The sequence below is a fragment of the Aquimarina algiphila genome (assembly GCF_007489275.1).
Lineage (GTDB): Bacteria > Bacteroidota > Bacteroidia > Flavobacteriales > Flavobacteriaceae > Aquimarina > Aquimarina algiphila.
On the sequence record NZ_VLNR01000017.1, the window covers coordinates 56,226 to 69,003 of the forward strand.

General features: G+C 30.9%; 10 protein-coding genes. 7 read left to right on the plus strand and 3 right to left on the minus strand.

What is annotated here, in order from left to right; all coding sequences use genetic code 11:
* Nucleotides 1-119 precede the first annotated feature (119 nt).
* The gene (locus FOF46_RS10200; RefSeq protein ID WP_109438461.1) at nucleotides 120-1,238 is read right to left on the minus strand and encodes a GNAT family N-acetyltransferase; all 1,119 of its coding nucleotides are present in this window, start codon (nucleotides 1,236-1,238) and stop codon (nucleotides 120-122) included.
* Between the two features lie 135 nt (nucleotides 1,239-1,373).
* Complete coding sequence (locus FOF46_RS10205) at nucleotides 1,374-3,050, minus strand: transporter (RefSeq protein WP_160114329.1); 1,677 nt, start codon at nucleotides 3,048-3,050, stop codon at nucleotides 1,374-1,376.
* Nucleotides 3,051-3,150: 100 nt separating this feature from the next.
* Between FOF46_RS10205 and FOF46_RS10210 the strand changes: the two genes are divergently transcribed.
* Genes FOF46_RS10210 through FOF46_RS10225 form a run of 4 tightly spaced genes read left to right on the plus strand, consistent with a single transcriptional unit; the run spans nucleotide 3,151 to nucleotide 8,689 of the window.
* Entirely contained in the window at nucleotides 3,151-3,420 is a 270-nt protein-coding gene (locus tag FOF46_RS10210) for a DUF4834 family protein (protein WP_109438463.1), read from the plus strand.
* Nucleotides 3,421-3,453: 33 nt separating this feature from the next.
* Nucleotides 3,454-5,898, plus strand: coding sequence for a YfhO family protein (locus FOF46_RS10215; RefSeq protein WP_143916395.1), 2,445 nt, complete (start codon nucleotides 3,454-3,456; stop codon nucleotides 5,896-5,898).
* Nucleotides 5,899-5,906: 8 nt separating this feature from the next.
* Nucleotides 5,907-7,193 carry a glycosyltransferase family 4 protein gene (locus tag FOF46_RS10220; RefSeq protein ID WP_333968531.1) on the plus strand — a complete coding sequence of 429 codons (1,287 nt, stop codon included), beginning with the start codon at nucleotides 5,907-5,909 and terminating at the stop codon, nucleotides 7,191-7,193.
* Between the two features lie 35 nt (nucleotides 7,194-7,228).
* Entirely contained in the window at nucleotides 7,229-8,689 is a 1,461-nt protein-coding gene (locus FOF46_RS10225; RefSeq protein WP_143916397.1) for an oligosaccharide flippase family protein, read from the plus strand.
* 90 nt (nucleotides 8,690-8,779) lie between these two features.
* Here the strand turns inward: FOF46_RS10225 and FOF46_RS10230 are convergent, their stop codons facing one another.
* The gene (locus FOF46_RS10230; protein WP_143916398.1) at nucleotides 8,780-10,087 is read right to left on the minus strand and encodes a hypothetical protein; all 1,308 of its coding nucleotides are present in this window, start codon (nucleotides 10,085-10,087) and stop codon (nucleotides 8,780-8,782) included.
* 245 nt (nucleotides 10,088-10,332) lie between these two features.
* On the opposite strand from FOF46_RS10230, the gene FOF46_RS10235 reads away from it, so the two are divergent.
* From FOF46_RS10235 to FOF46_RS10245, 3 genes are all read left to right on the plus strand, one after another.
* A complete protein-coding gene (locus FOF46_RS10235; protein WP_109438468.1) occupies nucleotides 10,333-10,929 on the plus strand; it encodes a hypothetical protein in 597 nt (198 codons plus the stop codon).
* 245 nt (nucleotides 10,930-11,174) lie between these two features.
* Complete coding sequence (locus FOF46_RS10240) at nucleotides 11,175-11,693, plus strand: RNA polymerase sigma factor (RefSeq protein WP_109438469.1); 519 nt, start codon at nucleotides 11,175-11,177, stop codon at nucleotides 11,691-11,693.
* Between the two features lie 161 nt (nucleotides 11,694-11,854).
* The gene (locus FOF46_RS10245; RefSeq protein WP_109438470.1) at nucleotides 11,855-12,775 is read left to right on the plus strand and encodes a FecR family protein; all 921 of its coding nucleotides are present in this window, start codon (nucleotides 11,855-11,857) and stop codon (nucleotides 12,773-12,775) included.
* The last annotated feature ends 3 nt before the right edge of the window (nucleotides 12,776-12,778 follow it).

Genomic DNA, 12,778 nt, shown 5'->3' on the forward strand with positions numbered 1-12,778 from the left:
CTTATTTAACAAGTAAATATGATTAAATGTTAATGAAAAAAAGTAGTAGTAAATGTTTAAATAATGAAGTATGTATTTATGTGATAAGTATTGAAGTAAATGAGGTTCAAAATTTAAACCTATAAACTTTTTCGAAATGTTCTTCTCATTTTATGTTGTTCATGCTCATAGCCATTCCAAAGTGCCTGGATTGCTTTATTTTCTTCTAGTTCTGGATTGGTTTCTACAACTTCAATTCCGTTACGAAGAAAAGCTTCATTCATTTCCTTAAAAATAAGTGCAGTGACTCCTTTGTTTTGGTATTCTGGGTCAACTCCAATAAGATAAAAGGCAGCTGTATTGTTTCTACGCTGTGCTTTTAGGATATGTAAAAACCTAAGGGGATATACTTTGCCATTCATTTTTTTCAAAGCCTTAGAAAATGATGGCATAACAATAGAAAATGCTATAAGTTTACCAGTTTTGTCTGCAATACAGGTAATATACTCTGGATTAAGATATGGCAAGTATTTTTTCTTGTACATATCTATTTGATATTGTTGTATCGGAACAAAAGTTTGTAGGCTACTATACGTTTTGTTAAGCAAATCAAACATATCATCAGCATACTGAAGAATCTCTTTACTTTTATTAAACTTTAGAAGTTTAAGCTGATACCGTTCTTTAATTACACTGGCAAATTTGATTACTTTTTCTTTTGTCTGTTTAGGAACTCTGATTTTATATTCAACCCATGTGGCTGCAGCTTCAAAATCAAGAAGTTCCATGTGTTTTGCATAATAAGGGTAATTATACCACGTGATCATTGTATTTAACTCTTCATACCCTTTAATTAAAATTCCTGCCTTATCCATATTAGAAAAGCCTACGGGGCCTTCCATGTATTCAAGAGAGTTCTGAAGGCCATATTCTCTTACCTTTTCAAGCAAAGCTTTAGTGACTTCAATATCATCAATAACGTCGAACCATCCAAAACGTACTTTTGGTTTTTTTTGTTCATTTACCTCAATCCAATTTATAATGGCAGCAATTCTTCCAACGATTGTATTATTCTTATACGCTAAGAAGTATTTTGCATCAGCATTTCTGAATACAGGGTTTTTTTTCGGATTCATTACGTCTAACTCTTCCTTGATGATCGACGGAACGTAGTATGGGGAATCTTTATATAAATCAAAAGGAAATTTAACGAACGTAGTTAAATCTCCTTTTGAAGTAATTTCTTTAATCGTAATCATATATCATCTCTAATTCGTCACAAATATATAATCCTTTTATTAAATATTATGTTTGCATGCGGATCATTTTTGGTAATAATGTAATAGATTCTTTAATTATAGCATTTTAAGAGTTCTATTTATGTTTTTTTACCATTATTGATCTATTTTTTCTAATTCTTTATCTACATCAGAATTATTTGTGTCATTTTCTTTTTCTTCCTGATTTTTACGTTTTTCTTCCTCTTTTTTCTTTTTCTTTTCATCTTTCAGGCGCTTCTTTTCTTCCTTCTTTCTACGTTTTTCCTCTGCTTTTTTATTTTTCTCCTGTTCTTTCTGATACTTTTCATATTCGGCATCTACATCTTCCTCTTTCTCTTCTTCTTTTTTCTTTTCAGCCTTTTTCTGCTCTTTTTCATTATCTATATCAAGCTCTTTTTCCATTTTTTCAAGTTCTTTGAGCTCTTTGTCAATATCCTGTAATTCTTGATCGACACCTTGTTCTTGTTCCATTTTGTCCAATTCGGCATCTATATCATCAATCATTTTTTGTTTTTCTTTTGCTGCTTGTTGCTCAGCTTTTTCAGCTTTTCTTGCTTCTTTTGCCTCTCGTTTTAATCGTCGGGCTTCTTCTTTCTTGAATTTCTTACCTTCTTTTTTAGAAAGCTTCTCATTTTCTATACGCTCTCGTTCTAAACGGTCTGCAGTTCTTCTTTCATCAAGATCTTTTTCTATAGCATTTCTGAAGTCGTCATCTTCAAAATCATTGATAAAAGGAGTTTTTAGTAATTTAAGGCTATCATTTTCAATCTCTAAACCATCTTCCCCTTCTTCAAGATCTCCTTCGATATCTTCTTCACCTTCACCATCTTCTTTCTTTTCTAAACCTTCTTCATCTTCTTTAACACCACCTTCTAATCCTGGTTGTTCTATAATTTCATCTTTATTATGCCAATCAAATCGATAAGATGCTCCAACGCTAACTGTAAAAATGGATGGAGTGTCTTTAAAATTAAAAGCAATATTAGCATCAAACTGTAAATCTTTTTGATATAAATAAGCTCCTCCTAGTCTTAAAATATTGTCACTATAAAAATCGCTTTTTTGCCCTTGATATTCTCCAAAGGCAGCCCATTTTTTATTAATAGTATGAGTAGAAGTAATAATCCACCCTATAATAGGATCATCTGTAGTTATTTTGTCAACGATTAAGTTTGTCACTAATACCCAATCTCCATTTAAACTTGTTGACCAATTGTTTTGTGTCATTACAACAATCTTTGGACTAAAAGTATCGTCATTCGGAGCTGTAAAAGGATTATCAGAAGAAATAAAGTTAGCCCCTAAATAAGCAGAAACTGCTGGGATTAAACTTTTCCATTTAAATTTATAGCGTTCTTTCCAACTTTTTAATGCATCATAATTTATAGAATCCTTTTTTGGTTTTTTATAAGGGTCATAAATCAAATATTTTGCACCAATGGTATTGACTTCAAAATTACTTCTCTTTATTTTTTCCTCATTACCTCCAATAGTTTGTCTAACACCATCGGCTCTAAATCTACCATTTAATCTAAGTTCTAATTGCTCAATTAATAGACCATACCTTACAGAATAATCAAAGTTAAAAACATTAGTTTTTGTATTAAGAATTTTATGCTTTTCTTTTCCAAAACCTATACCTCCTTCTAATTGTAAAACATTGTTACCAACAGAAAACGCGCCTTGAGACGTTCCAGGTCTATTCGTGTTTATTTTCTCAGTATACTGAGCAGATAAGGTTACACCAAATAGAAAAAAGGTGATTAATAAAAGAATAGATTTAGGGTTCATATTCAATAGATTTGGTTCAAATATAGCAGATTTTATCATTTTTTTAGGATAGTCTACATGTAATTGTATAGAGAGTTCATTATTTTTGAAAAAAAATGATATGCAGGAAGCTTCGTTGCAAGGGGTATTGAAGGTAATTCTCATTATTGTATTAATATATTATGGACTAAAAGTATTAACGCGATTATTTGGTCCTCTATTGCTTAAATATGTAACAAAGAAAGCAGGAGAGAAATTCCAACAACAGTTTGATCAGTATCAACAACCCCGCCAATCTAATGATGGTGAAGTTACTATTGAAAAAAAACCAAAACAAAAAACTTCTAATAAAGATGTAGGAGAGTATATCGATTATGAGGAAATTGATTAATTTGGCTCCTTATTTAGTAAACTCACACTTATCATGCCTTTAATCAAAAGATTCTTACCTCATTTACTTGTTGTTATAAGTTTTATAATTGCTTCATTAGCTTATTTTAGCCCGGTTCTAAGTGGAAAAAAAATGAAACAAGGAGATATTGTTCAATATTCCGGAATGGCAAGACAACAAACTGATTTTAGAAATCAAACAGGAGAGGAACCATATTGGGCAGACAATGCCTTTGGAGGTATGCCAACTTACCAATTGGGCGCACAGTATCCACATAGTTATGTAAAAAAAATAGATAGACTTATACGATTTTTACCAAGACCAGCTGATTATTTGTTTTTATATTTTATTGGGTTTTATATTCTTTTATTGGTTTTAAAAATGGATTACAGGCTTGCTTTTTTAGGAAGTTTGGCTTTTGGTTTTTCTACATATTTTATCATCATATTGGGTGTTGGACACAATGCCAAAGCACATGCCATCGGTTATATGCCCTTGGTACTTAGTGGTATTATACTCACATTTAGAAAGAAGTACATTTGGGGCTTTCTTTTATTAGCCATATCCATGGCTTTAGAAATTGCTGCCAACCATTTTCAGATGACCTACTACTTATTTTTGTTAGTACTTGTTTTGGGAATTTCATACCTAATAGATGCATATAAAAAGAAGGAAATACCTGATTATTTTAAATCTCTGGGAGTAATGGTTCTTGCAGTCTTATTTTCTTTGTTACTTAATGCGACCAGCCTTTTAGCAACAAAAGAATATACACAATTTAGTACAAGGGGCGATACGGGAATTACGATACAAGCAAATGGAAAAGAGAAAAAAGGTACGGGCTTAGACTTTGATTATATAACACAATATAGTTATGGTAGATTAGAGAGTTTTAATCTATTTATTCCTCGCTTTATGGGAGGTACGTCTACAGAAAATCTAGGAACAGATTCTAATGTTTATGAAGAATTATTAAGGTTAGGAGTGTCTCCTGCTCAGGCAAAATCATATACAGAATATGTACCTACCTACTGGGGCGATCAACCATTTGTAGGGGCACCTGCGTATATCGGTGCAACCATATTATTCTTATTTATTTTAGCATTATTTTTAGTTAAAGGCAGATTAAAATGGTGGATTGTTGGAGGCTCTATTTTAGCATTACTGCTTTCCTGGGGGAAAAATCTGGAATTTTTCACTAGGTTTTTTATTGACTATTTTCCTTTATACAACAAGTTTAGAGCAGTATCTTCTATACAAGTGATTGTAGAGTTATGCGTTCCCATTTTAGGTGTTGTGGGAATACATAAATTGCTTAGTAAAGAAGTTCCAGAGGATTCAAAAATAAAAGCTCTAAAATATGCAACGGGAATTGTGGGAGGATTAACGTTAATCTTTTTATTGTTTAAGTCTACATTATTTAGTTTTAGCGGACTAGGAGACAGTTTACTATTAGAACAAGGTGGCCCAGATTATCTAAGAGCAATAAAAGAAGATAGAAAAGCAATATTTACTACCGATACTATACGGTCACTGGTATTAATTTTATTGATTGCAGGAGGATGTTGGCTATATCTGAAAGGAAAATTAAAGGAGAATCTATTATTAATAGGGGTAGGAGTTTTAATTACTTTGGATTTAGTTCTGGTAGATTGGAACTATGTGAACAAGAGTAATTTTGTGTCCTCTAGAGAATTTAACAAACCTTTTATTGCAAATAAAGCAGATGAAGAGATTTTTAAAGATAAAGGACATTTTAGAGTATTTGATTTAACAGCAGATCCGTTTAATTCGGGTAGAGCAGCATATTTTCATAATGCTTTAGGTGGATATCATTCAGCTAAACCTGGAAGAATGCAGGATTTGTTTGAATTTTATTTGGCTAAAAATGATGTTGAAGTTATGAATATGCTAAATGTAAAGTATATCATTACTCAGGATGAAGATGGAGTAAAAGCTTTAACTAATCCTTATACTAATGGAAATGCTTGGTTTGTTTCTGAAGTTAAACAGGTGAGTTCTGCAAACGAGGAAATATTAGCATTGAAGGATTTAGATAACAAAAAACAGGCTGTAATCAATTCTAAATTTAATAATGTAATTCCTAAAACTAAGTATACATCAGATAGCTTGGCGTATATAGCATTAACTGCTCATCAACCTAATCATTTGGTATATGAATCTAAAGTTAAAGAAGAGAGTTTTGCAGTTTTTTCAGAAACATACTATCCAGGTTGGCAAGCTTATATCGATGGAAACCCAGTTGAACATGTTCAGGTAAACTATATGTTAAGGGGATTACCAATACCTGAAGGACAACATAAAATAGAATTTAAGTTTGAACCCCAGGTAATAAAGACGGGAAGTAGTATTGTTCTGACAAGTTCTATTATCTTTATTTTATTAATAATTGGAGGTTTTTATTATCAGTATAAAAAAACAGGTAGTTTACTATCTTTACCCAAAGAAGATAAGTAAATAAGATTTTGAAAGTTCTGATTATTACATATTATTGGCCACCTGCAGGTGGCCCTGGAGTACAGCGGTGGTTAAAGTTTGTAAAATATTTCAGAGAATTTGATATAGAACCAGTAGTTTATGTACCAGAAAACCCAACATACCCTTTAGTAGATGATTCTTTACTATCAGAAATTCCAGAAGGAATAACTATTCTTAAACATTCTATTTTTGAACCTTATCGTTTCGCTCAAATCTTCTCAAAGAAAGAAGCTAAAACCATAAGTAAAGGAATTATTGCAAATAAAGAAAAGCAATCTTTTATTCAAAGGTTACTATTATTTATACGAGGCAACTTTTTTATCCCCGATGCTCGTAAGTTTTGGGTAAAACCCTCAGTAAAATATTTGACAGATTATATAAGAGAACATGATATTAAGTCTGTAGTAACAACAGGTCCGCCGCATAGTGTACACCTCATAGGGAAGGAGTTAAAACAAATTTTGGGAGTAAAATGGCTATCTGATTTTAGGGATCCGTGGACTACTATCGGATATCATGATAAATTAAAGTTAACCAAACGATCTATATATAAACATAAAAAGTTAGAAAGAGATGTTCTGGAAAGGGCTAATCACATAGTCGTTACTAGTTTTACTACTCAAAAAGAATTTAATGAGATTACAACCACCCCCGTTTCTGTAATCACAAATGGGTACGATATAGAAAAAGTAGAAAAGACTATTCTGGATTCTCATTTTACAATTTCGCATATCGGGTCTTTATTATCGGGGAGAAATCCAATACATTTATGGAATGTATTGTCAGAATTAGTAAAAGAAAATGAAACTTTTGCCCAATCGTTTAGATTACAATTAGTAGGAGCGGTAAGTGACGATGTGTTATCCTCAATAAAGGAATCTGGGTTATCAGATTTTTTGATGTTAAAAGGATATGTTCCTCATGCTGAGGCAGTCAAGATTCAGAGAAGTTCTCAGGTTTTGCTATTAATTGAAATTGATAGCGAAGAAACCAAAAGTATTATTCCGGGTAAACTATTCGAATATATGGTTTCAAAAAGACCTATTTTAGCTATTGGCCCTAAAGATGCAGATGTATCCAGATTGATTTCTGAAACTAGCTCAGGATCTTTTTTTGAATACCATGAATATGAAGGGATAAAAACACAAATACAAGAATACTTTTATCAGTTTCAAAAAGAAACATTAATATCTGGGGTTGACGGAATAGAAAAATATAGTAGGAGGGAGCTAACTAGGGAATTTGCTGAAATACTACGGCAGCTGGTTAAATAACATTGGAAATTTAAAAAATGAGACTTTAATAAGTAATGGGAGTAGTTGTTAATCAGACTGTTAAAAATGTAATTATTACTTGCCTTGGGTTTGGTATTGGAGCAATTAATACACTGTTCTTATATACTAATTTCATGGAAAAAGAATATTATGGACTAGTTTCCTATCTTCTTTCTGCCTCGAATCTTATATGGCCCCTAATGGCCTTTGGTGTACACAATACTTTAATCAAGTTTTTTTCTTCATATGCTGATGATAATCAACAACATAAATTTCTTACTTTAATGCTAATTTTACCTTCCATAATTGCATTAATTTTGGGGACAATAGGAATCCTGTTTTATACTACTATTTTAGAGTTTTTTGAAGAAGAGAATACAATTATACAACCTTATGTGTGGACAATTTTTGTCATAGCATTCGCTTTATCTTATTTTGAAGTATTCTTTGCCTGGTCCAAGGTAAAACTCAAAAGTGTTTTTGGAAACTTTATAAAGGAATTATTTCTTAGAATATGTATAAGTATCCTTTTATTCCTGGTGTATTTTAAAATACTCACACCTGATCAATTTATATATGCACTAGTGGTTGCATGTCTGTTAAGAATGGTAATTATGCAATTATATGCATTTAGATTACATCGTATTACATTAAGTTTTTCTCTGCCAGAAAATTATAAAGCAGTATTTAAGTATTCTACACTTATTCTAATTGCAGGATCAGTGGCTACGTTATTGATCGATTTGGATAAAACGATGATAGAACGATATCTTCCAATAGAATATGTCGCAAAATATGGGATATGTGCATATATAGCAAGTGTGATCATTATTCCTTCTAGAGCAATGCATCAAATTACGTATCCTTTGACTGCTAAATTGATTAATGAAAATGCTAAGAAAAAATTACGTGACTTATACAAAAAGAGTTCGTTAAATCTATTAGCAACTAGCGGGTTATTGTTTGTATTGATTATCTGTAATGTGAGCCAATTGTTTGAAATTATTCCTGATGAATATGAATTATTTATTTGGGTAGTCATTTTGATTGGAAGTGCTAAATTATTTGACAATCTATTGGGAAATAACAATTCGATTTTATACAGCTCAGATTATTATAGAATTATTTTATATATAGGAATAGGAATGGCAATTCTTACAGTTGTATTAAATATTCTTTGTATTCCGGTTTTTGGAGTTACAGGAGCAGCAATTGCAACCTTTGTAGCTGTTTCTTGTTATAATATGGCTAAAGTATGGATAGTGTATAAAAAATTTAATATGCATCCATTTTCTAAAAAAACCTTTTTAACGCTCCTATTGATTTTAGGTTATGTATTTGGGTTTTATTTTTGGGATTTACCATTTCATCCTTTTATGAATATAACTATTAAAAGTATTTTAATAAGTTTAAGTTATACTATAATTCTTTATGCGTTAACGATATCTCCTGATTTAAATGTTTTAATTAAGAACAGTATAAATAAATTAAGATAGTAGAATTCAAAAAGAAAATCCCCAGAGCATTCTACTCTAAGGGATTTTCCAACTAACCAACCAAAAAAATAAATGTTGTTATATGTCTTCTTAGCTTCTGCTTCTGGAAGAACGAGAACGAGAGTTATTCGATCTTGTACTTCTTGAAGTATTACTTCTTTGTCTATTTACTTGAGCTTTGGATCTACTTGTTCCTCTGCTTCTATATTGACTGTTATTAGAACGTTTTGTTACATTTCCAGAGTAATTTCTAGAAGAACTTTTCTGTCTCTGTGCCTGATTTGTTCGAGCAGCAGGTTTTTGAGTTCTAATACTTCTGTTATATTTTGCTCTATTATTATTTCTAGATGATGTACTAGCTACAGCATTTCTATTTCTTTGTGTAGTCTGTACTCTTTGTCTAGTTGGAGTACTTCTGTTATTAGATTGTACTCTTTGCTTGTTCTGAACATTTCTACTCACAGAACGAGTTCTTGTATTTGGTGTTACAGAACGAGTTCTATTCACATTTTTACCAGTATTATAATTAGATCTACTTCTTGTAGCATTTCTGGTGTTATATGTTTTTGATCTGCTTCTATCTGCATAACGAGTATTATAATTATTAGATCTACTACGATTTATTTTACTATAGTTACGATCATTTCTTTTGTACATTGCTGTTCTGTGACCTCGAGTTCTATATGTTATACCTCTTGCGCTAGAACCTCTATATCCTCTGCGATAATTAGTTACTCTACTATGTGGTCTGTAATAGTTACGACTTCTATATGATCTCTGGTAATATCCATCATAGTAATTGTTTCTATATACAGTATAAGAACATCTATACGGTGTATAATATCTTCTGTATGGTCTTTCATACACAATACATCTACTTACTACTGGTACTGTAAAATATGCATGAAATGGTCTATATACATAACGCCTGTTGTAACTATTGATATAACCAGTACAGTTTAAGAAATTACCATAATTATTATAATGTACATATAATCCACCAACTCTAGATATACGACCATAATTGTTATAGTTTATATATATATCACCAGCCTGTATAATTCTTCCATAGTAATCATAAAAAATAGGAGTATCTTCTATCTGTACCACGGCTCCATAATCATCATATTGTACATACGAATCATAATTGTAACCAGAATTAAAACTTATATTCACTCCCGGAGTATTAACACCAACACTTACACCACCTCGTTGTCCATTAAGATAAAAATCAAATTGTCCATCTGCATAAATCGAAAAGTCGATTCCTCCTTCAGAAAAAATAAATGATTTTCCATAGTTAGAATATCTAGCCGTCGATTCGATATTCGTTTCGGATGCATTAGCAGTAAATGAAGCTAATAATAAACCTGTAAAAAGTAAAACAAAATTTTTCATAATCTGTGGTTTTAAAATGAACGTTGAAATTGATTTTCAACTTCACTTTTATAGTATCAAGCAGCGTGCCAAAAAAAATAGACTTATGTGATTAGATTTTTTAGAATAGTTAATTTTTAAATTAAAATATTGATAAACAGTGACTTGTAATTTGTTTTTTGTAAAAACTGAATTCGTAGTAGGGTATTTATCTAACTATTTGTTTTAGAGGTGTAAAATTTTAATACAAGTTATAAAGCAGGAATATGAAAAAAATATATTTGAGCATATTTATAGGATTATTAACCGTAGTATCATTAAATGCTCAGGAAACAGTACATGATAATAATAAAGAAGAAAATACATTTATGCCTAAAAATATAATTAAAGTATTTCCATTAAATGCATTGATTGGTGAGATTGGTATAGGGTATGAACGAGTTATTAAACCCAAAACGTCACTAAACTTTACCTTGATTCAGGAATTTAGAAAGGATGAAATTTTTAATACTGCATTATCTGTAAGAGATTATTACATTTTTTTTGAAGCAGATATGAGATTCTATTTGTCAAAATACAAAAAAGCACCCGAAGGATGGTTCGTAAGTGGTGGGTTATTGGGAGAGTATAATTATCGTAAATATAAAAGTAGGATTAATAATCAAGCTGTGGATTTTGAATGGCTTCAGATAGGTGGCTCTGGTAAAATGGGATACCAGTGGATGTTTAAGAAAGGATTAAAAGGGTTGACTATAGAAGTAGCTGGGGGAGCACGGTATAGAACTGCTGTAAATATATTTGATAAAGGATTTTCAGACGGATTTACCCCCGTTGTAGATTTCACAATCGGATACTCATGGTAACAATTTAGTATGTATTTATACTTTATAATAGAGTACTAAATAATTTACTTTTATTTTTTGAATTTTGGGTAGGGTATTTATGAATTCATTTGTTTTAGAGTTGTGAAACATAGTTTCAGTAACTTTAGATTTACCCCAATATCTATTTATGAATTATGATATTCATAGTAATAATGGTAATTTAATAGCTATATAGAACCGTTAACCTTTTATATTAAAATATAACTGACTTAAATTTTTTGACAATGCCAGAGAAAGTAATTAGTGTTTGCGAAGAAAAAATATATGAACAATTATACCGTGAACACGCAGAAAAGATATGTTATTATCTCTACTATAAATATGGCGATATGGAAAAAGCTCAGGATATTGTTCAGGATAGTTTCGCCAAATTATGGATTAATTGTTCAAAAATACTTTTTGGTGCAGCTAAAAGTTTTCTTTATAAAATAGCTAATAATGCTTCAATCAATGCTATCGTGCATCAAAAGACAGTTTTAAAATACCAGGAAATAGAGCAAAAAACATATACGAATGAATCGCCAGAATTTCAGATGGAAGAAAAAGAATTTATGCATCGCTTAAATATGGCTATTTCTGGTTTAAAAGAAGGACAACGTGAAGTTTTTCTATTGAATAGAATAGAAAAGAAAACCTACAAAGAAATTGCAGAAATGCTTGGAATCTCTGTAAAAGCTGTAGAAAAACGAATGCATCTGGCATTAGTTATTTTAAGAAAAAAAATAAAAACACCTAATCTGTAAAATATGAATTTTTTAGATCCACATTATCAAAATGAATTTTTGGCTAAATGGATATATGGTGAACTTACAACGAAGGAACTTAATTCGTTCGTTAATTCAACTTTATATAAGAATTTAGTGTTTTCACCTTTATCCGATGATGACTCTATAAAAGAAAGTTAATGAAAAGTGATATGAATAAAGATGATTTTTTAGGAAAATGGTTATCTGGAGAGCTTTCTAATGAAGAACGTAAAGCCTTTGAAAACTCAGAAGACTATTTGGCATATAAAGATATATTAAAAGGAGTAGAACGACTTGAAAGACCTGTGTTCGATGTAGAAAAAGGTTTAAAAGAACAAAAGATCTACAATGCTTCATATAATAAATCCAAAAGTTCAAAAGTGATTAAACTTCGAACATGGATGTATAGTGCTGCAGCGGTAATTTTGGTTATTATTGGATTGAGGACTATATTTTTTCAAGATGTTAGAATACGTACTGAAATGGCGCAAACTCAAACAATAACACTACCTGATAATTCTGTAGTGACTCTAAACGCAGATTCTTCTTTAAAATATGATAAAGATTCTTTTACAGAAGATAGAGTACTTCAATTACAAGGAGAAGCTTTTTTTGATGTAAGCAAAGGATCCACATTTACAGTGAGTACCAAAAATGGGGAAATTACCGTTTTGGGCACCGAATTTGACGTATATTCCAGAAATACAAAATTAGAAGTGCATTGCTTCGAGGGTAAAGTGAGTGTTAAGAAAGATGACAATGAGGTTATTCTTACCCAGGGAAAGGCTACCAGATCCAATGAAAATGAAAGCCTGTCTTTATTTGAAATTACAAAACTAAAACCAGATTGGTTACATGGAAAAAGTAGTTTTTATGAAGTATCTCTTGACCAACTTATAAAAGAATTAGAAAGACAGTATAACATTAAAATTAATACAGGAAACGTAGATGTAAAAAGAGTATTTACAGGTTTCTTTAATCATGATGATCTAGAAACCGCTCTACGTACTAGTTTTGACCCTATGAATATTAGTTATACATTTGAAGGAGAAAAAATTATAGCCCTAAAGAATAAGTGATAC

Excerpts from the sequence above, each read along its gene's own strand:
- FOF46_RS10200 (WP_109438461.1), bottom strand. The coding sequence starts at position 1,238 with ATGATTACGATTAAAGAAATTACTTCAAAAGGAGATTTAACTACGTTC.
- FOF46_RS10205 (WP_160114329.1), bottom strand. The coding sequence starts at position 3,050 with ATGAACCCTAAATCTATTCTTTTATTAATCACCTTTTTTCTATTTGGT.
- FOF46_RS10210 (WP_109438463.1), top strand. The coding sequence starts at position 3,151 with ATGCAGGAAGCTTCGTTGCAAGGGGTATTGAAGGTAATTCTCATTATT.
- FOF46_RS10215 (WP_143916395.1), top strand. The coding sequence starts at position 3,454 with ATGCCTTTAATCAAAAGATTCTTACCTCATTTACTTGTTGTTATAAGT.
- FOF46_RS10225 (WP_143916397.1), top strand. The coding sequence starts at position 7,229 with ATGGGAGTAGTTGTTAATCAGACTGTTAAAAATGTAATTATTACTTGC.
- FOF46_RS10230 (WP_143916398.1), bottom strand. The coding sequence starts at position 10,087 with ATGAAAAATTTTGTTTTACTTTTTACAGGTTTATTATTAGCTTCATTT.
- FOF46_RS10235 (WP_109438468.1), top strand. The coding sequence starts at position 10,333 with ATGAAAAAAATATATTTGAGCATATTTATAGGATTATTAACCGTAGTA.
- FOF46_RS10240 (WP_109438469.1), top strand. The coding sequence starts at position 11,175 with ATGCCAGAGAAAGTAATTAGTGTTTGCGAAGAAAAAATATATGAACAA.
- FOF46_RS10245 (WP_109438470.1), top strand. The coding sequence starts at position 11,855 with ATGAAAAGTGATATGAATAAAGATGATTTTTTAGGAAAATGGTTATCT.